This window comes from Methylobacterium sp. NPDC080182 (genome assembly GCF_050281105.1).
GTDB lineage: Bacteria > Pseudomonadota > Alphaproteobacteria > Rhizobiales > Beijerinckiaceae > Methylobacterium.
Genome location: NZ_JBNNWO010000003.1, coordinates 109,339 through 125,286, shown reverse-complemented (window position 1 = coordinate 125,286; position 15,948 = coordinate 109,339). Strand labels below are relative to the sequence as shown.

Sequence of the window (15,948 nt, the reverse complement as noted above, 5' to 3'; positions counted from 1 at the left end):
GCATCAAGCGTAGCATGCTCGTCGCCATGGAATCCGTCGCCGAAATCATCGCTGCACTCGGGGGGCCTACCGCCTTCGGTGTGATCTGCGGGTTCTCCAAGAACCCAGGCGCGCGCGGCAGCGATATGCGCCAGCGCGGCTCTATCCCGGTCGTCTACTGGCCGCGGATCGTCGAAGCGGCCCAAGCTAAGGGCCTCTTGATCGACAACGATGTGCTGGTGCGAGCTCATCTCCAGCGCGAGCGCGGTACCGCCCCCGTCGAGGGAGCGGCCGCGTGATGTGCGCCGATCGCGCCCCCTGCACGCTGGGTGCTACGACGCCCCGTTCGGATCCGACTGAGGCCACGGCCGGAAGAAGGGGGCCGGTGCCTCTGCTGCGCTCGGTGCTGGATCTGACGCTGCTCCTGACTTCGCCAGGAGGGCTGTGATCCGATGCAGTTCTTCCTTCGCCAGCGGGATCGCCTCCTCAATGGATTGGCTGCGGACCCGCACCGCGATCTCGCAGTATGCGTCGAGGCCCTCCCACCAAAGGCCGAACCGGATTTTCGCGCCGACGTCAGGCGCTCGAACTTCGACCATCTCAGCAGAGAGCATGCTGATGGTCGGCGTAGCTTCGTCAGACATGTTTCAAGCTCCATCGGTCTTCGCACTTCCGATGTGAGGCCGCGCGGGTCGGGTTTCCACCGGATGCTCCGACCCGCGCTGGTAGCCCTGCAGTCGGGCGCGCGTTGATGGGCACGGCATGCCTGCTCCTCGGTGCGTGGTCCGTCCTGAGCTGCACCGCTGGGCGCGCTCTGATCTCGGGTGGTCCGTCTGACGCGCTGGTCCGCCGCGCGAGCCACGTCGGCCTAGTCGTCGGCGCCGGGCTGATCCTCTGCGGCGGAGCGATCCGGTGAGCGCCGCCCCTCGCCTTTCGCCGCGTGCCCTTGCCGTCGCCAGCGTCGAGGCTGCGGCCTCGGTGGCGGTCTCCTGCCTGGAGCCAACAGTGACCGACGCGAAAACCCTACTGGCCCTTGGCTGCGCCTGCCGCCGCGCTTCGGGCGCGTTCGCGCTCCTGGCGTCGCGTCTCGCCGTCGAGGTCGAGCGCGGCGAGCATCCCGATACCGGCGCGGCTGCCGAGACGGCGCAGCAGGCGTTCGAGCTGGAGCGCGCAGCGCAGCATCTCCAGGCCGAGGCCCAGGACACCGAGCTGCTCGCGCTGCTCCCGCACCGCAGCCGGTTCGCGGACCTGCTGCGCATCGCCCAGGCCATGGACCGCGGGCTGGTGTTCGTGCCGGTCGAGCCCGTCGCCGTCGATCGGTCTGAGCGTCCGGTGGATGTTGTCGTTGTCGGCCAGGACAACGCCGCCTCGCTTCGCGAGCGCATGAGCCGTGGTCTGGCGCGTCTGAAGAGGCGCGCCTGAGATGTCGTTGCCGATCGCCATGGCCGGTTCTGCCATCCTCGTCCGCGCCAAGAATAGCGCGTCCGCCGGATCAGTGTCGCTCAGGGCGAATGCTGGCCTGTGCATGGTTTCACCTCATCGCGCTGGGCTCCACCGGCCGATCGCCTGCCCGCACCTTCCCCTCCGTTTCGACAACGGCGGGCAGGCGTCCCTCATCACCCATCGCAGCGGTCGCAGGCTCACGCCTCCCGCCAGCGAGCGACCCGGCCGAGACCATCGCAATCTCGGACCCTCGGCCGGGTCGTCCCTTCTCCTGCGCGCCCGTCTCCGCCTGCAAGCTGCCGGTCGCGCTGTGTGTCGTGCGTACTCCGTCAACCTCCCGCATTCGCTGCGCTCCTCTGCGACATCCGCAAGATGTCGCGAAGGAATGGCGCTGTGGGGACAAAGACTGACCGGAACCGAGCAATGCTGACCGCATCCCAAGCTCGGGACGAGACCTTGCCGAAGCTGTCGGCGCTCGTCCGCCTCGCCCAGTCGAGCATGGGCTCGAAGATGGCCGCCTACGACGCGGTCGGGCGCCGGATCGGCGCCTCGGGCTCCTGGGTCCGCAAGTTCATGGGGCGCCAGGACACCGGCCTCGACGGGCACGTCCTGCACAACATCCGGACCGCTTACGAGCGGCTCTGCTCGAACATCGAGGCCGCGGCCGACGCCGCAGAAGCCACCAACGCTCTGCTCCGGGAGGATCTCCATGCGGCTCTTCGGGGAGATCGGGCGGCTCATCCGCGCACACCGGGAGGCGCGCCGGCTGCGGGCGCAACTCCGCGCCGTCCAGGACGGGCGGCCGCATCGGCACTGGTCGTTCCGGATGCTCGCCCGCGTGTGCCGGGCCTGCCGGGTGCGGGTGATCTGACGGACCTGCCGCTGTGGCGGGCCGCGAACGAGGAGGAGTGAACATGTCGAGCGACGAGACCAAGCTGGAGGCCGAGCTGCAGGCGAAGGGGCTGAACGCGCCCCGCCTGACGCCCGACCACATCGACGGCCGCATCGTCAGCGCGGCCTATCACGTGTTCCCGGGCACAACGCTGACGGTCTGCGCGCTCACCCTGCGCAACGGCTTCATCGTCACCGGCACCAGCGCGGCCGCGTCGCCCGAGAACTTCGATCCGGCGATTGGCGAGCAGATCGCGCACCGGAATGCCCGCGAGCGCATCTGGGAGCTGGAAGGCTACCTGCTCCGCGAGCGGCTGGCAGCGGCCTGACCATGCGCCTCACGCTCAACCCCCTCCCGGCGATCCGGTCGTTCGTTCGGTCCCTCACCGAAGTGGTCCGCGATGACCTCTTAGCCTTGGAGGGCAGCCTGCGCGCTCGCCTCCAGACCGTGCGGGAGACGGTCGCCGATGCTGAGGCCGGCATCCGCACGGAGGTCGCGCGCGCTGAGACCAGGGTGAAGACCTGCGTCGAGGGCGCTGTCGGTGAGGCCGAGGCGCGGATCCTTGCTGCGATGCGCGACGAGTTCCGGGCGCTCGAAGGTCGCCTCGGAGGCTCAGGCGTCCAGGCGACGGCGGCGTCTCTGGCGCTGCCGGTATCGAACGGGCCCGGCGTTCCGCGCGGCCGCAACGACACTGGCGACGCCGTGGCTGCGAGCTCCGATCCGCTCGGCGGCCGTCCGCACCCCTGACCCCGAAACGAGAACCGCCCGGCCTGCTGTGGGAGCGGGTGCCGGGCGGTCTGAAGAGAATGGGCGTGGTGCCCATCCATGGAGAGAGCAATGGAAGCCACAACAGACGCCGTCGCGCAAGCCGAAGCCGCTGTAGAGCTCGGCATCGAGACCTTGCGCGGCGACATCCGCGACCGGATCCTCGACAACATCTGCCGGCAGATGCCGTGCTGGACCAAGATGTCCGAGCACGAGCAGCGGCTGATGATCGGCCGCTGCGACGAGGTCGCCGGGAAGACGGTGCGCGAGGCCATCAAGGTCGTCGCGCATCAGGGCTTCGACCACTTGGTGGTCTCGACCGGCAAGTGGACCGTGAAGGACGGCCTCAAGCTCGAGGTCGGCGCCTCGGGCTCGGTCGACGACATCACGAAGCTGGCCGAGCACGGCGCGAAGCCGGCGGTCCTCGTCCTGGCCGAGCCGAGCGTCTTCTTCGGCCAGCGCGCCGACGCGGTCGCGGACAGGGACCAGCCCGACCTGCCGATCGACGAGGGCGATGAGGCCGAGGACGGTGAGGAAGCGGCCGATCGCTCGCCTCTACCGGCGCCGCCTGCCCGCGAGACCCGGTCGCGCCGCACGCGCGAGCCCGCGGACGCTTGAGCCTGGAGGCGCGCGGTGTCCGAGACCGTCATCATCCGCCTGCCCGGTGCCCCTCGTGGGAAGGGCCGGCACCGCGCGCAGATCGTCCATCGGGGAGGAGTGGCGCGCATCCACTCCCATCCCGACCAGAAGACCGAGGCGTACGAGAGCGCCTTGCGACTCGCGGCCGGCGCCGTCATGCGCGGCCGCGCCCTGCTCTCCGGGCCGCTGGAGGTCCGGATCTTCGCCACCATGCCGATCCCGGCGAGCTGGTCGAAGCGGAAGCGGCTGGACGCGATCGAGCGCCGCCTGCGGCCCACGACCAAGCCCGACTGGGACAACATCGCCAAGGTCATCGACGCGCTGAACCACGTCGTCTGGGCTGACGACGCGTCCGTGGTCGATGGCCTTGTCCGCAAGTTCTACGGCGAGACGCCCGAGCTGGTGATCCAGGTCACGGCGCTGGAGCCGCAGGCCGTGAGGGCGGCGGCATGACATGGGTGCTCATTTTCTCGGGCCGCGAGCTGTTCCGCGGCACCTATGCCGGCGCACTCGACGCGGCCGAATCCGTGCGCCTCTGCCAGCGCGACTTCCATCCGGACGGGACGGAGTTGGCGCCGCGCCTGGATCGCGGGGTGATGCTGGTGCTCGCGCGGATGGTCCCGGCCTTTCGACGGAGGGCTGCAGCGTGAGCCACCGCGAGAACAAGGCGCATGCGCTCTCGGAGCGCGGGAACGACCTCTACGAGACGCCGGCCGTGGCCGTGCGCGCGCTGATGGCGATCGAGTGGATGCCGCAGCGGATCTGGGAGCCCGCCTGCGGGCCCGGTGCCATCGTGCGCGAGTTGTACGCCGGCGGTCGCGACGTGCTGGCCACCGACCTCGTCGACTATGGCTGGAAGGGGCAGGTCTCAGGCCTCGACTTCCTGAAGGTCGAGGAGGCGCCCGAGGGCATCGACTGCATCGTCACGAACCCGCCCTACAAGGACGCTCGCGCCTTCGTGGAGCACGCGGTGCGGCTCTGCCCGCGCGTGATGATGCTGCTGCGATTCTCGTTCTACGAGAGCATCTCGCGCGGTTCCATCCTCGACACCGGCACGCTGGCCCGGGTGTATTGCTTCCGCAAGCGCCTGCCGATGATGCACCGCGACGGCTGGGAGGGCCCGAAGGCCTCCTCGAACATGGCCTTCGCTTGGTTCGTCTGGGACCTCTCCCACCGCGGCCCGACGCAGCTCAGCCGCATGTCCTGGGAGGACTTCACCGAGGCTGACCACGCGCCCGGCCCGATGCCGATGGCGGCGGAGTAGGCCGATGAGCGATCCCACCCTCATCGCTGATCTGGCCCGCGCCGGCCTCGACCCCGAGCTACTCCAGCGCGTCGCGATGGAACTTGCCCGCGCGCAGGTCGCCGTCGAGGCGATCGAGAAGCGCCGGACCTCCGACCGGGCCCGCCAGGACCGCGTGCGTCACGTGAAGTCACGTGACACCGCAGACGGCACGTTACCCCCCGGCCCCTCCCCGGATGGTCCGCCCCCTCCTCCTGCACCTCCACCCCCACCCCTTAACCCCTCCCCAACCCCCGGTTCCGACCCTGACGGGTCGGCCGACGACGGCGGGCAGGCTGGCGGCGCTGGTGCCGTCGATGGCGACGAGACCCAGAGCTTCCGCCGGGAGCTGATGACCCGGGGCATCGCGCTGATCTGCGCCAATACCGGGCGGTCCGAGCACTCGGCCCGCGGCCTGATCGGCCACTGGCTGGGCATCGCTCACGACGAGGCCGTGGTGGTGCTCGGCCTGATCGAGGAGGCCGACGGGCGCGAGCTGGCCGACTTTTCGAGCTGGGTCGAGCGGCGCCTCCAGGCTCGGCGCGAAGCCACCGGCCGGCGCCCAGAGCGCGGACGCCCCGCCCAGCCAGCGCCTACGGGTCTCGCCGCCCGCCTCATACGCCAACACGCCGAATCCCTGACGGGAGCCTACGATGTCGAACCGCCTGCCATCGACGCGAACGACCCTGATGCCGGCCCAGGCCGAAGCGATGGTCTCGGCACTCCATGGCGCTCTGGAGACGCATCCCGTCCTTCCGACGCGGTACTGCGTGCGGCGGGACAGGGCGGTCTCGACCACCGAGCGGCAGCAGCTCTGCGCGCTCGCCGGGCGGCTTAGGGCCGAGCTGACGGCGGCCTCGAATCCCCGCCATGTCGACACCGTCGTGACCCGGGTTCTCCTCGGATTCGAGCAAGGGCGGGGGCGTGGCGACGACGAGAACGAGGTGCTGGTGGCGGAGTACGTGTCGGCGCTGAAGGACCTGCCGCTGGCAGCGATTCACGAGGCGGCCGAGCGCTTCCGGAACGGCAAGACGCTGCGGCCCTGGGTGAAGCGCTGGCGGCCGTCCCCGGCCGAGTTCGCCGACGAGGCGCGCGAGGGCCTGATCCCGCTCCGGACGCAGCTCCTCCACATCCGGCGCGTGCTTGAGGCTGAGGTCTACGACGTGCCGACGGCGGAGCAGCGCGCGGAGGTCGCGAAGGTGGCTGAGGCGCACCTGCAGCGCATGCGGCAGGCCGAGGCCACGCGGCATCGCGCCGAGACGCCGGCCGAGATCGCCGAGGCGCGCGAGGCGATGCTGCACGAGCAGGGGGCCCGGCTGCGCGAGGCGGCGAGCCACTCGACCATCGGCCGGCTGATTGCGCGGCTCGACGCGCGCCAGGGCCTTGCGAGAGCCGCACGATGAGCCGGCGCCCTGATCTCTGGAAGGCCGAGCTGCGCGACCGCGAGGCCGCGCGGAAGGCAGCCGAGGCCCGGCGAGAGCCGCCCGGCGAGCACGTCTGCGCCGAGTGCGGTGTGTTCGGCGCCTCGTTCGGCTTCGGGTGCTTCCGGAATCGCTCCGACGGCCTGTGGTCGTGTGGCGACCGGGAGTGCCTCGCGATCGTCGAGGCGCGGGCCGCGGTGCCGCCCATGCCGGCCGAGCCCGCCCGTGCCGATCCGCCGGCGCCCGACCTGTTCAGCCGATCAGCTGCGTGAGGAGCGCCGGCATCGCCGGCACGCGTGATGGTAGAGCACATTTCTGGATCTGACCCGCCGGCCTATCCGCCGCCACACACGATCCGCGGCGTGAAGGCGTGGGCGATCCACCACCTCAACGCCTACAAGCCAGCGCTGCCCCGCAGCGCGTTAACCACAGGGGAGGCCCGGCCCAGGGCGGACACCGAGTTCCGGCGGCTCCTGACCCTGGCAGTGCGCGATCCGGTTCACCGGCGCCAGTTCGCAGCTTGGTGCACGGCGCTCGCCAATCCGAGTGACCGGGATCTCTCGTTCGCGGGCGCGTGCAAGCGCAATGGCTGGTCCGAATCTACGGCCGAGCGAAACGTCGACCGGGCGCTCACGGCTCTCGTGCTCGCGTTCAATCACGAGGCTATCTAAAATGAAACAAACGATCCTGCTTTGCGCAATATCAAGATCCCGTAATGTCAGTAATATAATGGAAAACTTCTATAAGGAAATTACGATCGCAGGCAAGTATTTCATTACAGATCGCTGACGGCATTTGCGGTTTCTTAAAAGCAATTTTACTTTCACTAAGATCGGAAAACATCTGGGAAAACATCTTAGGAGCATTAAATAGCCTATCGGATTTAATATTTTCAAAATCATATTTGCTACTTGCGTAATTTGAATATGTTGAGCGGAGCCACGCCTCAATTTCTTCCTCGGTCGGAGATTGCTCATCCTCAGGCATAAATTTTCTCATGACTCTGCTGATCGCAAGTGGATGAATGAGATAGTTTTCGAATGCCCGCTTAGGAAGAAAGAAAATTCGATCACGTGAGCGGCGTCGCACATCTTCGATTTGCCCATGGGTCAATTCTTCCGAGTCGAAACTGAACTTAACGTCTCTTGGCAATGCAGAATTTGTTGAAGACAACCGTTCATATATCTCGATTACTCTTTCAATTGGAAGGCTTTTCTTTTGGAAATCACCGGTGTTACGAACAGCAACGAACGAAGATTTTGTAGAGAACTTGAATTCGCCGAGTATTCTCGGGAAACAATATTGTTCAGTCTCCCCTTCAACCCAAACCACTTGCTCCATTCCAAACACATCTGAGAAACTTACACCCAGATCAGAAAGTAATCTTCGAGCGCCAATCACGTCATTAATGTCTATTCGTTCAACCTTGCTCGCGCCTTTATCTTTTTTTACCAAATATACTTTATCACTTAATGCACTAGCGACAATGTCAGCAGAATGTGTTGTTATAATATATTGATTATTGTACTGCAAAAGAATATTAATTAATTCTTTTGCTGCGCCAGGATGTAAAAAGCTATTCGGTTCATCTATTGCTATAACTTTTGAAGTAGGGCTCATCGCCACATAGAGCAAGGCGATGATCTGTCCTACGCCTAGACCACATTCGGCTAAATTTGTCGATATTTCGCCATACGTTGGAGTTGACGCCTCAGTCCACACAGCGATCTCGAGCATATTGTTCTCGAGCGGTCTAGTGGTCAAATTCGTAATGTCTGGCACTATCTTTTGCAAATGCTCCTTTAGGCGTTCGAATGATCTAGGGCGATCTCCCGCCATGGTCATTAAAGTTGCAGGCAAATTACCGCCTGTAACATCTAGATTTTTGGCAGGCTGATACGGGAAATTTGACGACACGTTCCGTAAAGCTTGCATTAGATAGATTTCATTGAGCAAAGTGTGCTGTAAAAATTGCGGTATATTGTCGGATAAGGCTGATATAAAGCCATTAGTTACCGAATATGCACCGCTTCCATCTATGGTCAACATAACAGTTGATTCTGCCATCCCCTCTTGGCAGAGGTTGTGCGATGGCATCTTAGCTCCAAATGGAGCTTGATTTGCAAATGATGAGACGCGTAAGACGATGCTCTCTAATTCGAAGAAATATTTGACAAACTCTGCCGGTGTGCCTTCGAAGACTCTCGGAACAGGTATCGTTATTTGTTGTCCGCGGCTGTGTTGTTTTAGGATTTGGAATATTTCGTTTCCTGAGATCTCGATTTCTACTGTAATCTCGGTTTCTGTCGGGCTCGCTTGATTTATGTGGCCCCTAAAAGGATAATTACCGGCCCGAGACAGCCAAAGAGTTTGCAATAGAGAGGATTTTCCAGAGTTGTTTCGACCAACAAAGACTGTCATCTTAGGGTCTAACTCTATCCGTTCTGTTGACTCAAACGATTTATAGCTTTTTACTTGTATAGATTTATATCGCATCTGCCCGGCCGCGAAGGAAGGATTTCACAGCTCATTGTCCAGCCACAAAGTAGAAGTGTCAATCCTCTCACGATCAAATTGACACAAATTCGCTGGAAATCAAATATCGGCAACAACATTCGGCCCGAACCGAATGGGACGAATGAGCTGTGCGGCTCGACCTGTATCTCGTAGGGCGGATGCTCCGTCTTAGCCTTCAACACGCATGGGATTTGTTACGGGCGGAAGCTCCGTATCAGATTGGAAGGCCAAAATTTGGACCCCACCCCAAGCCAATGCTGCGCTATGGCTGACGAATGGCCATTTGCAGGAAGCGCCGATGCTATCGATAGGGCGGCCGCTGGTCGTAAGCAGCACCTTGTTAAGGTACCGTGCGTCGAGTTTTGGCTACGGTATATGACGGCGAGGCGGCGCGTTCTTGAATTGCGCTTGACTATGACCTCGGTAGCTGCCGACTGGAGCTGTCACGGATCGGCGGAAGGCCGGGCAGCACAGGGGCTCATCGTGGCAGCGTCCAGGACCAAGACTATCAGCCTCGCCGGCTCGCCGGCCAACCACACTCACGTGCGCATCGAGAAGCGCTCGGCCGGCGCTCGCCGGCGGGCGGCCGCGGCTCAGCCGATCACCGCGCGCGATCGCGAGATCCAGCCTGGAGCCGCGTCGGTCCCATGCCCCTATGAGTTGGGCACCTTCATCCCGGCCACCGTCAACCGCCAGGTCGACGTGCTGGCCGCCGAGCGCGCCCGCGGCGACATCACCGACGCGCAGCTCTTCGTCGGCCGGCTGATCCAGGCCGTCTACGAGCGCGGCTCCGGCGCCCGGCTCGGCTCCGGCGGCTGGGACATCTCCGGATCACGCGACCAGACGATCGCCCACGAGCTGGCCATCATCTACAGCGTCGAGGATGCCGAGCGCGTCCGGAAGTTCACCGCCCGCCTCGAGCGCGCCGTCGGCTCGGTCGGCGCCCGATTCCTCCGCGCCATCCTGACCGAGGGGTGGACCTTCCGGACCTACGCGGCGGCCCGGGGCAAGGGCAGCGAGAAGGGCACGGCCCAGGTCGCGGCGCACTTCCGCTTCCTCCTGGAGGGCCTGACCGCGGCCCAACACACCGCCCGGGGCGCGGGGCGGCCGACGCCGGACGATGTCTACCTCTCGGACGCGGAGAGCGTGCCAGCCCGGATCGCGGCGGCGCGGGCTCGGGACGAGGTGGTCGAGGCCCCCGCGGCTTGACACCCGACGGGCGAACAGCCAGAGAAATCTAGTCGCGAGACGCACGCCCGGAGCCCAATGGCTGCCGGGCGTTCGCATGTCCGGGCCCAGCTTCAACGAACCCGCTCAACAGCTTAGGCGTTGCCCCGGCAGACGCTGGCGGTGTTCCATGCCATGATCGGTCCCCGATGAGCGCCCACGCTATCGTCACCGCGATCGAGGAGGAGAGCCTCGCGCTCTGCCGCCTCCGCGCGACCGGGCGCCAGGACGTCGACCTCGCCGCGCGGGACCATCACTGCCGGCGCATCCGGTCGCTGATCCACCAGCTTCGGCCTCTCATCGGCACCGTCGAGAAGCGCACGTTCGGCGCCTCCGGGCAGAGCACGAAGGGCAAGCCGTTCACAGTGGCCCGGCGTCAACGGGCGGCCTGATCCTCACTTCGGGCTGCACCCAATGCAGATGCCGCGGCTGAGCCTGTCACCGACCGCATCGTTCTTCGCTCGGCCGGCCGCCGCTCCTCGAAAGGTCATGTCGTCCGGGCGGCGGGGCGGCTTGGTCTGACCAAGCGTGGTCGTATTCCGGACGAGCATCACTGAAGCCCCGATCGGTTCGGCTCCGGCGGCTGTCGGAGCGATGATCGCGACGGCGAGCGTCAGGGTGCGCAGCAAGGTCATGGTGTTCCTCTTCGGGAGGTAACGTCCCCCGACCTGCGTCACGGGTGCGGCGTCTTCACCAATCGAGGGGCCGATCCGATGCCCCGATGCGGAATTACCAAGACATTTCCGCAAGAACCGCCCCGACAGCGTAAATAACGAAGCAATATGAGTGACTTACCCGCGATTTCAGGGTCGCGGCGAACCGCTCGCGCTCGGGGCAGAATAAAAACCCAAGAGGCCGCGAAGGCGGTTCTGGCCACCCGAGCGGTGGCCTACCTCCGGGTCTCCACCGATGAGCAGGCCGCTCACGGTTTCGGGCTAGAGACGCAGGAGCGAGCCCTCCGCGCCTTCGCCGAGAGCCAGGCCTACGAGCTCGTCGCGGTCATCACCGATGCGGGCGTGTCCGGAGCGACCCGGCCCGCCGATCGCGCCGGCTTCGGCGAGGTCCTGCAGCTCGCGGCCGACGGGAAGTTCTCGGTGCTGCTGGTCTACCGGTTCGACCGGCTCGCCCGCGAGATCCGGTACGCGGTGACCACGGTGGCGGATCTCGCCGAGACGCACGAGGTCGGCATCCGGTCCGTCACCGAGCCGATCGACACGGCGACGCCGATGGGGCGCACCGTGTTCGCCATCCTCGCCGGGATGGCGGAATCGGAGCGCTTCACGATCCGGGACCGGACCGCAGGCGGGAAGCTCGCCAAGGCCGGCCGGGGCGGCTTCGCTGGGGGCCGGGTCCCCTACGGCTACGCGACCGACCGAGCCGGCGGCCTTGTCATCGTTCCGGAGCAGGCGGCGATCGTCCGGCGCATCTTCCGGGAGCGTGGCCGCGGCAAGCGCCCGCGGGCGACCCTCCAGGCGATCGCCGAGAGGCTGAACCGCGACGGCATCCCTTCCCCGACCGGCCGCCGGTGGCGGCACGACACGGTCGGCTACGTCCTCGACAACCCGAAGTACCGCGGGGCGGTCGAGTACCTGTTCACCTGGACCGGCGCCGAGCAGCACGTGCTCCAGCCCGGCGCCCATGAGGCGATCATCCTTTGACCGCACGCCCCGACTTCACCCCGGCCGACGCGGACCGGGCGCATCGCCATGCGCAGCGCCTCCAGCGCGACCCGGCGGCCCAGGCCTACGGCGACCACCTTCGCGCCAAGGGCCTGATCCCGGCGCGGATCCGGCTCCCGGCCGAGACCCCGTACGACGAGGCCAAGGCCGGCGAGTTCGAGGTCCGCCGCTCCATGGCGATGAGGAACGCCCGGCCATGCTGCTGAAGCGCATCGTTCTCCGTTGGCTGCTCGGCACGCGCCCGGCCAGGCCCGCGCCGGCCCGCGTCCATCGCGGCGAGCACGAGCTGTCCGTCGGTGCCGCGAACCTCGGCGCGCCGAACGGCCCGATCGCCAAGCTGCCGCGCGCGGATGCGGAGCGTCTGCTAGGCATCCCGGTGAAGGTGCACCGCTGATGCGCGAGATCGTCGGCTTCCGGCACCTCGCCGGCATCCTCCTGGTGCTCGTCGCCGGCTGGGCCTGGGTGTGGGTGTTCGACCGCCCGGCGCAGGCCGCGTCTTGCGGCGGCGGACCTGAGATCAGGCGCGATACAGGCCCATGAGCCAGTTCCAGCCCGGCCAGTCCGGCAACCCTGGCGGCCGCCCGAAAGCGTCGGCCAAGGTGCGCGACCTCGCCCGCGCGCATACCGAGACCGCGCTGCAGGTCCTCGTCGAGATCGCGACCGCGGGTGAGAGCGAGGCGGCCCGCGTCGCGGCCGCCAACGCCATCCTCGATCGCGGCTACGGCAAGCCGACCCAGCCCATCGACGGCGATGGTGAGGGCGGCGCGATCCCGACCGGCATGACGGTCACCTTCATCCGGCCCGGGCAGCCGCCCGATGCAGGTTGAGTTCCCGGAGAAGCTCGCCTTCCTGTTCGAGCCGGCCCGTTACAAGGTCGCGTATGGCGGTCGCGGCGGGGCGAAGTCCTGGGGCTTCGGCCGGGCGCTCCTCATCATGGGGGCGCAGCGGCCGCTCCGGGTGCTGTGCGCGCGCGAGTTCCAGAACAGCATCGCGGAATCCGCGCACGCGCTGTTCGCGCAACAGATCGACCTCCTCGGGCTCGATGGCCTGTACGAGGTCCAAGAGAAGCGGATCCTCGGCCGGAACGGGACCGAGTTCATCTTCAAGGGACTCCGGCACAACGTCGCCTCGGTGAAGTCGACCGAGGGCGTCGACATCTGCTGGGTCGAGGAGGCCCGCACGGTCTCGAAGACGTCCTGGGACGTGCTGATCCCGACCATCCGCAAGGAAGGCTCGGAGATCTGGATCAGCTTCAACACGGAGCTGGCGGAGGACGAGACCTATAAGCGCTTCGTGGCGAAGCCGCCGACCGGCGCGCGCGTCGTGAAAATCGGCTGGGAGGACAATCCGTGGTTCCCCGACGTGCTCCGGCAGGAGGCGTTGGACCTGAAGGCGCGGGACCCGGTCGCCTACGAGACGGTCTGGGGCGGCAACTGCAAGGCGGTGCTCGACGGCGCGATCTACGCGAACGAGATCCTGGCGGCGACGACCGCCAAGCGGTTCACGAAGGTCCCGTACGATCCGACGAAGCCGGTTCATACGTTCTGGGACCTGGGCCGGGCCGACAAGACCAGCATCTGGTTCGCCCAGATCGTCGGGTTCGAGTTCCGGCTGATCGACTTCTACGAGAACCGCGGCCACGCGCTCGGCCACTACCTCGAGGTGCTGAAGGAGCGGGCGCTCCCGGTCGAGCAGGGCGGGAAGGGCTACGTCTACGGCGAGCACTGGCTCCCGCACGATGCCCGAAACGAGCTGCTCGCCTCCGAGCGCACGATCGAGCAGCAGATGTGGGCGGCCGGGCACCGCGTCCGGATCACGCCGCGCCTGACAGTGGCCGCCGGCATCGATGCGGCCCGCAAGATCTTCGCGCGGTGCTGGTTCGACGAGGAGGCCTGCGCCGACGGGCTCCATGCGCTCCGGAACTACCGGTACGACGTCGACGAGAAGACGCAGGCCTTCTCCAAGGCCCCTCTGCACGACTGGGCGAGCCACGCGGCCGACGCCTTCCGATACTTCGCCATCGGCATCGCCGAGCCCCGTGAGGACGATCCGCCGGCGGATGGTCCGAACGACGTCTACGCGCGTCGACGCCGCCGTGAGGCGGACGACAGCACATCAGGATCAGGTTGGGCGGCATGACGGATACCGACGCGCCCGCCCTCGACGGCGAGGCGGTGGATCAGGCTGGGCTCGACCGCGAGGCGCTGCTGCGCCGTCTGCGGGGCTGGTACCGCACCGACCGGGAGGCCTCCGCGAAGTGGCGCGAGGATGCGCGCGAGGACTTCGACTTCGTGGCCGGGCGCCAGTGGAGCACCGAGGACGAGGCCGTGCTGCGCCAGCAGGGCCGGCCGCCCGTGACGTTCAACCGGATCCTGCCCGTCATCAAGGCGGTGGCCGGCTCCGAGGTGAACAGCCGGCAGGACATCCAGTACCTGCCCCGCGAGATCGGCGACGCGGCCAAGAACGAGCTCCTGACGGAGGCGTCGCGCTACCTCGCGGACGAGGCCGAGGCGGAGGACGAGGAATCCGACGCGTTCGTCGACTGCGCGATCTGCGGCATGGGCTGGGTCGAGATGCGTCTCGACTATGAGACCAACCCGGACGGCGCCTACGTCGAGGACCGGGTCAACGCGCTGGAGATGATCTGGGACGCCGCCGCGCGGAAGCGGAACCTCGCCGATGCCCGGCGCCTGTTCCGCGCGAAGACGATGGACCGGGCCGAGGCCGAGGCGCTGTTCCCCGAGGTCGACCCCGCGCTCCTCGATGCCGCCTGGGCCGAGGATCGTGACGGCGACGGCGAGCACCGCGAGATCCAGCCCGGCGAGCGCCGCATCGACCGGCCGGGCCAGGATGCCGACGCCTCGTCCTCGCGCGTGACGATCGTCGAGTGCCAGTGGTGGGAGCGCGCCCGCGTCGCCGTGGTGATCGAGCCCACGACCGGCGAGCCGCAGGAGATGCCGCCGGAGCAGGCCGCCGTCCTCACCCGCCGCGCCGAGATGGTCGGCATGCCGGTGCAGGTGTTCCACCGGTTCAAGCGGGTCTACCGCCGCGCCTTCCTCGGCGCGGTGGTGTTGGAGGAGGGCCCGGCCCCGGCCGGCGACCAGTTCTCCTACGCCTGCCTGACCGGCGACCGCGACCACAACAAGGGCACCTGGTTCGGCATCGTCCGCCCGATGCGCGACCCGCAGCGCTTCGCCAACAAGTGGCTGTCCCAGACCCTCGACATGCTCAACCGCCAGTCCAAGGGCGGCTGGATCATGGAGAAGGGCGCGGTCCCCGACCAGCGCGCCTTCGAGGCCAGCATCGCCAAACCCGGCGCGATCTCCTGGGTGAACGACGGCGCGCTGATGTCGGCGCGCATGAAGGAGAAGCCGCTCCCGGTCCTGCCGTCGGGCCACTGGCAGCTCATGGAGTTCGCGATCGGCTCCATCCGCGACACGTCGGGCGTGAACCTGGAGCTGCTCGGCCAGAAGCAGAACGACCAGGCCGGCGTGCTGGAGTACCAGCGCAAGCAGGCCGCCATGACGATCCTGGCGACGCTGTTCGACTCCCTGCGCCGGGCCCGGAAGCACATCGGCCGGGTGCGCCTGTTCTTCATCCAGACGTACCTCTCGGACGGCCGCCTGATCCGGATCGTGGGCGACGAGGGCGCCAAGGTCGTGCCGCTCATCCGCGACCGGACCATGGGCGACTTCGACGTGGTGATCGACGACGCGCCGGCCTCGCCGAACCAGCAGCAGATCGTGTGGCAGACCTTCACCTCGGTCCTGCCGATCATCAAGGACATGATCACGCCGCAGGTCCTGCTCGAGATCCTGCCCTACTCGCCGTTCCCGGCCTCGTTCGTGGCCAAGATGCGCGACCTGCTCGCTCAGACGGCCGACACGCCCGAGCAGGAGCAGCAGAAGGCGCTCGCCGTGCAGTCGGCGGTCGCCAAGATCCAGGACATGACGGCCGGCGCGAACCTGAAGAACGCCAAGGCCGGCCGTGAGCAGGCGCTCACCCACCAGGATCACGCCTCCGCAGCCGTGCAGCTCGCCCAGCTGCTCACCGCGCCCGAGGCCGCAGCCCAGGCCGCGGAAGCCGCCGCCTGACCCCTTACGC

The 15,948-nt window shown here is 66.7% G+C and carries 25 protein-coding genes; 22 read left to right on the top strand and 3 right to left on the bottom strand.

Annotated features, from left to right (window positions below; all coding sequences use genetic code 11):
• Nucleotides 1–14: 14 nt before the first annotated feature.
• A complete protein-coding gene (locus ACQKQD_RS06620; protein ID WP_427507863.1) occupies nucleotides 15–278 on the top strand; it encodes a hypothetical protein in 264 nt (87 codons plus the stop codon).
• A gap of 33 nt (nucleotides 279–311) precedes the next feature.
• Here the strand turns inward: ACQKQD_RS06620 and ACQKQD_RS06615 are convergent, their stop codons facing one another.
• Entirely contained in the window at nucleotides 312–623 is a 312-nt protein-coding gene (locus ACQKQD_RS06615; protein ID WP_427507862.1) for a hypothetical protein, read from the bottom strand.
• 268 nt (nucleotides 624–891) lie between these two features.
• On the opposite strand from ACQKQD_RS06615, the gene ACQKQD_RS06610 reads away from it, so the two are divergent.
• The 12 genes from ACQKQD_RS06610 to ACQKQD_RS06555 all read left to right on the top strand — a co-directional run bounded on the left by ACQKQD_RS06610 (nucleotide 892) and on the right by ACQKQD_RS06555 (nucleotide 7,092).
• On the top strand, nucleotides 892–1,401 hold the full coding sequence (locus tag ACQKQD_RS06610; RefSeq protein WP_427507861.1) for a hypothetical protein: 510 nt from the start codon (nucleotides 892–894) through the stop codon (nucleotides 1,399–1,401).
• A 444-nt stretch (nucleotides 1,402–1,845) separates the two neighbouring features.
• On the top strand, nucleotides 1,846–2,334 hold the full coding sequence (locus ACQKQD_RS06605) for a hypothetical protein (protein ID WP_427507860.1): 489 nt from the start codon (nucleotides 1,846–1,848) through the stop codon (nucleotides 2,332–2,334).
• A 2-nt stretch (nucleotides 2,335–2,336) separates the two neighbouring features.
• Nucleotides 2,337–2,642, top strand: a complete 306-nt coding sequence (locus ACQKQD_RS06600) for a Gp49 family protein (RefSeq protein WP_427507859.1) — start codon at nucleotides 2,337–2,339, stop codon at nucleotides 2,640–2,642.
• A 2-nt stretch (nucleotides 2,643–2,644) separates the two neighbouring features.
• A complete protein-coding gene (locus ACQKQD_RS06595) occupies nucleotides 2,645–3,061 on the top strand; it encodes a hypothetical protein (RefSeq protein WP_427507858.1) in 417 nt (138 codons plus the stop codon).
• Nucleotides 3,062–3,151: 90 nt separating this feature from the next.
• On the top strand, nucleotides 3,152–3,697 hold the full coding sequence (locus ACQKQD_RS06590; RefSeq protein ID WP_427507857.1) for a hypothetical protein: 546 nt from the start codon (nucleotides 3,152–3,154) through the stop codon (nucleotides 3,695–3,697).
• 15 nt (nucleotides 3,698–3,712) lie between these two features.
• A complete protein-coding gene (locus ACQKQD_RS06585; protein ID WP_427507856.1) occupies nucleotides 3,713–4,171 on the top strand; it encodes a RusA family crossover junction endodeoxyribonuclease in 459 nt (152 codons plus the stop codon).
• On the top strand, nucleotides 4,168–4,368 hold the full coding sequence (locus tag ACQKQD_RS06580; protein WP_427507855.1) for a hypothetical protein: 201 nt from the start codon (nucleotides 4,168–4,170) through the stop codon (nucleotides 4,366–4,368). Before ACQKQD_RS06585 ends, ACQKQD_RS06580 begins: the two co-directional genes overlap by 4 nt.
• Entirely contained in the window at nucleotides 4,365–4,982 is a 618-nt protein-coding gene (locus ACQKQD_RS06575; RefSeq protein WP_427507854.1) for a class I SAM-dependent methyltransferase, read from the top strand. The genes ACQKQD_RS06580 and ACQKQD_RS06575 overlap by 4 nt, the downstream gene beginning before the upstream one ends.
• A 4-nt stretch (nucleotides 4,983–4,986) precedes the next feature.
• Nucleotides 4,987–5,838, top strand: coding sequence for a hypothetical protein (locus tag ACQKQD_RS06570; RefSeq protein WP_427507853.1), 852 nt, complete (start codon nucleotides 4,987–4,989; stop codon nucleotides 5,836–5,838).
• A complete protein-coding gene (locus ACQKQD_RS06565) occupies nucleotides 5,771–6,403 on the top strand; it encodes a hypothetical protein (RefSeq protein ID WP_427507852.1) in 633 nt (210 codons plus the stop codon). The genes ACQKQD_RS06570 and ACQKQD_RS06565 overlap by 68 nt, the downstream gene beginning before the upstream one ends.
• The gene (locus ACQKQD_RS06560) at nucleotides 6,400–6,693 is read left to right on the top strand and encodes a hypothetical protein (RefSeq protein WP_427507851.1); all 294 of its coding nucleotides are present in this window, start codon (nucleotides 6,400–6,402) and stop codon (nucleotides 6,691–6,693) included. The genes ACQKQD_RS06565 and ACQKQD_RS06560 overlap by 4 nt, the downstream gene beginning before the upstream one ends.
• Before the next feature lie 27 nt (nucleotides 6,694–6,720).
• Complete coding sequence (locus ACQKQD_RS06555; protein ID WP_427507850.1) at nucleotides 6,721–7,092, top strand: hypothetical protein; 372 nt, start codon at nucleotides 6,721–6,723, stop codon at nucleotides 7,090–7,092.
• A gap of 31 nt (nucleotides 7,093–7,123) precedes the next feature.
• Here ACQKQD_RS06555 and ACQKQD_RS06550 read toward each other — a convergent pair whose 3' ends face one another.
• The gene (locus tag ACQKQD_RS06550) at nucleotides 7,124–8,917 is read right to left on the bottom strand and encodes an AAA family ATPase (protein WP_427507849.1); all 1,794 of its coding nucleotides are present in this window, start codon (nucleotides 8,915–8,917) and stop codon (nucleotides 7,124–7,126) included.
• 504 nt (nucleotides 8,918–9,421) lie between these two features.
• Here ACQKQD_RS06550 and ACQKQD_RS06545 point away from each other — a divergent pair.
• Both ACQKQD_RS06545 and ACQKQD_RS06540 read left to right on the top strand, forming a co-directional pair.
• Entirely contained in the window at nucleotides 9,422–10,147 is a 726-nt protein-coding gene (locus ACQKQD_RS06545; RefSeq protein ID WP_427507848.1) for a hypothetical protein, read from the top strand.
• Nucleotides 10,148–10,314: 167 nt separating this feature from the next.
• Nucleotides 10,315–10,557 (top strand): hypothetical protein, encoded by a 243-nt coding sequence (locus ACQKQD_RS06540; RefSeq protein ID WP_427507847.1) that lies wholly within the window; start codon nucleotides 10,315–10,317, stop codon nucleotides 10,555–10,557.
• Between the two features lie 3 nt (nucleotides 10,558–10,560).
• Here ACQKQD_RS06540 and ACQKQD_RS06535 read toward each other — a convergent pair whose 3' ends face one another.
• A complete protein-coding gene (locus ACQKQD_RS06535; protein ID WP_427507846.1) occupies nucleotides 10,561–10,800 on the bottom strand; it encodes a hypothetical protein in 240 nt (79 codons plus the stop codon).
• 249 nt (nucleotides 10,801–11,049) lie between these two features.
• Here ACQKQD_RS06535 and ACQKQD_RS06530 point away from each other — a divergent pair, with 249 nt between their 5' ends.
• The 7 genes from ACQKQD_RS06530 to ACQKQD_RS06500 are packed head-to-tail and all read left to right on the top strand — an operon-like array spanning nucleotide 11,050 to nucleotide 15,938.
• Nucleotides 11,050–11,823 carry a recombinase family protein gene (locus tag ACQKQD_RS06530; RefSeq protein ID WP_427507845.1) on the top strand — a complete coding sequence of 258 codons (774 nt, stop codon included), beginning with the start codon at nucleotides 11,050–11,052 and terminating at the stop codon, nucleotides 11,821–11,823.
• Nucleotides 11,820–12,050, top strand: coding sequence for a hypothetical protein (locus ACQKQD_RS06525; protein ID WP_427507844.1), 231 nt, complete (start codon nucleotides 11,820–11,822; stop codon nucleotides 12,048–12,050). Before ACQKQD_RS06530 ends, ACQKQD_RS06525 begins: the two co-directional genes overlap by 4 nt.
• Nucleotides 12,041–12,238, top strand: coding sequence for a hypothetical protein (locus ACQKQD_RS06520; protein WP_427507843.1), 198 nt, complete (start codon nucleotides 12,041–12,043; stop codon nucleotides 12,236–12,238). Before ACQKQD_RS06525 ends, ACQKQD_RS06520 begins: the two co-directional genes overlap by 10 nt.
• A complete protein-coding gene (locus ACQKQD_RS06515; RefSeq protein WP_427507842.1) occupies nucleotides 12,238–12,384 on the top strand; it encodes a hypothetical protein in 147 nt (48 codons plus the stop codon). Before ACQKQD_RS06520 ends, ACQKQD_RS06515 begins: the two co-directional genes overlap by 1 nt.
• Nucleotides 12,381–12,671, top strand: coding sequence for a DUF5681 domain-containing protein (locus tag ACQKQD_RS06510; protein WP_056525076.1), 291 nt, complete (start codon nucleotides 12,381–12,383; stop codon nucleotides 12,669–12,671). Before ACQKQD_RS06515 ends, ACQKQD_RS06510 begins: the two co-directional genes overlap by 4 nt.
• Complete coding sequence (locus ACQKQD_RS06505) at nucleotides 12,661–13,983, top strand: PBSX family phage terminase large subunit (RefSeq protein ID WP_427507841.1); 1,323 nt, start codon at nucleotides 12,661–12,663, stop codon at nucleotides 13,981–13,983. The genes ACQKQD_RS06510 and ACQKQD_RS06505 overlap by 11 nt, the downstream gene beginning before the upstream one ends.
• Nucleotides 13,980–15,938 carry a portal protein gene (locus tag ACQKQD_RS06500; RefSeq protein ID WP_427507840.1) on the top strand — a complete coding sequence of 653 codons (1,959 nt, stop codon included), beginning with the start codon at nucleotides 13,980–13,982 and terminating at the stop codon, nucleotides 15,936–15,938. Before ACQKQD_RS06505 ends, ACQKQD_RS06500 begins: the two co-directional genes overlap by 4 nt.
• Nucleotides 15,939–15,948 lie beyond the last annotated feature (10 nt).

Excerpts from the sequence above, each read along its gene's own strand:
- ACQKQD_RS06620 (WP_427507863.1), top strand. The coding sequence starts at position 15 with ATGCTCGTCGCCATGGAATCCGTCGCCGAAATCATCGCTGCACTCGGG.
- ACQKQD_RS06615 (WP_427507862.1), bottom strand. The coding sequence starts at position 623 with ATGTCTGACGAAGCTACGCCGACCATCAGCATGCTCTCTGCTGAGATG.
- ACQKQD_RS06605 (WP_427507860.1), top strand. The coding sequence starts at position 1,846 with ATGCTGACCGCATCCCAAGCTCGGGACGAGACCTTGCCGAAGCTGTCG.
- ACQKQD_RS06600 (WP_427507859.1), top strand. The coding sequence starts at position 2,337 with ATGTCGAGCGACGAGACCAAGCTGGAGGCCGAGCTGCAGGCGAAGGGG.
- ACQKQD_RS06595 (WP_427507858.1), top strand. The coding sequence starts at position 2,645 with ATGCGCCTCACGCTCAACCCCCTCCCGGCGATCCGGTCGTTCGTTCGG.
- ACQKQD_RS06590 (WP_427507857.1), top strand. The coding sequence starts at position 3,152 with ATGGAAGCCACAACAGACGCCGTCGCGCAAGCCGAAGCCGCTGTAGAG.
- ACQKQD_RS06580 (WP_427507855.1), top strand. The coding sequence starts at position 4,168 with ATGACATGGGTGCTCATTTTCTCGGGCCGCGAGCTGTTCCGCGGCACC.
- ACQKQD_RS06570 (WP_427507853.1), top strand. The coding sequence starts at position 4,987 with ATGAGCGATCCCACCCTCATCGCTGATCTGGCCCGCGCCGGCCTCGAC.
- ACQKQD_RS06560 (WP_427507851.1), top strand. The coding sequence starts at position 6,400 with ATGAGCCGGCGCCCTGATCTCTGGAAGGCCGAGCTGCGCGACCGCGAG.
- ACQKQD_RS06555 (WP_427507850.1), top strand. The coding sequence starts at position 6,721 with ATGGTAGAGCACATTTCTGGATCTGACCCGCCGGCCTATCCGCCGCCA.
- ACQKQD_RS06550 (WP_427507849.1), bottom strand. The coding sequence starts at position 8,917 with ATGCGATATAAATCTATACAAGTAAAAAGCTATAAATCGTTTGAGTCA.
- ACQKQD_RS06540 (WP_427507847.1), top strand. The coding sequence starts at position 10,315 with ATGAGCGCCCACGCTATCGTCACCGCGATCGAGGAGGAGAGCCTCGCG.
- ACQKQD_RS06535 (WP_427507846.1), bottom strand. The coding sequence starts at position 10,800 with ATGACCTTGCTGCGCACCCTGACGCTCGCCGTCGCGATCATCGCTCCG.
- ACQKQD_RS06520 (WP_427507843.1), top strand. The coding sequence starts at position 12,041 with ATGCTGCTGAAGCGCATCGTTCTCCGTTGGCTGCTCGGCACGCGCCCG.
- ACQKQD_RS06515 (WP_427507842.1), top strand. The coding sequence starts at position 12,238 with ATGCGCGAGATCGTCGGCTTCCGGCACCTCGCCGGCATCCTCCTGGTG.
- ACQKQD_RS06510 (WP_056525076.1), top strand. The coding sequence starts at position 12,381 with ATGAGCCAGTTCCAGCCCGGCCAGTCCGGCAACCCTGGCGGCCGCCCG.
- ACQKQD_RS06505 (WP_427507841.1), top strand. The coding sequence starts at position 12,661 with ATGCAGGTTGAGTTCCCGGAGAAGCTCGCCTTCCTGTTCGAGCCGGCC.
- ACQKQD_RS06500 (WP_427507840.1), top strand. The coding sequence starts at position 13,980 with ATGACGGATACCGACGCGCCCGCCCTCGACGGCGAGGCGGTGGATCAG.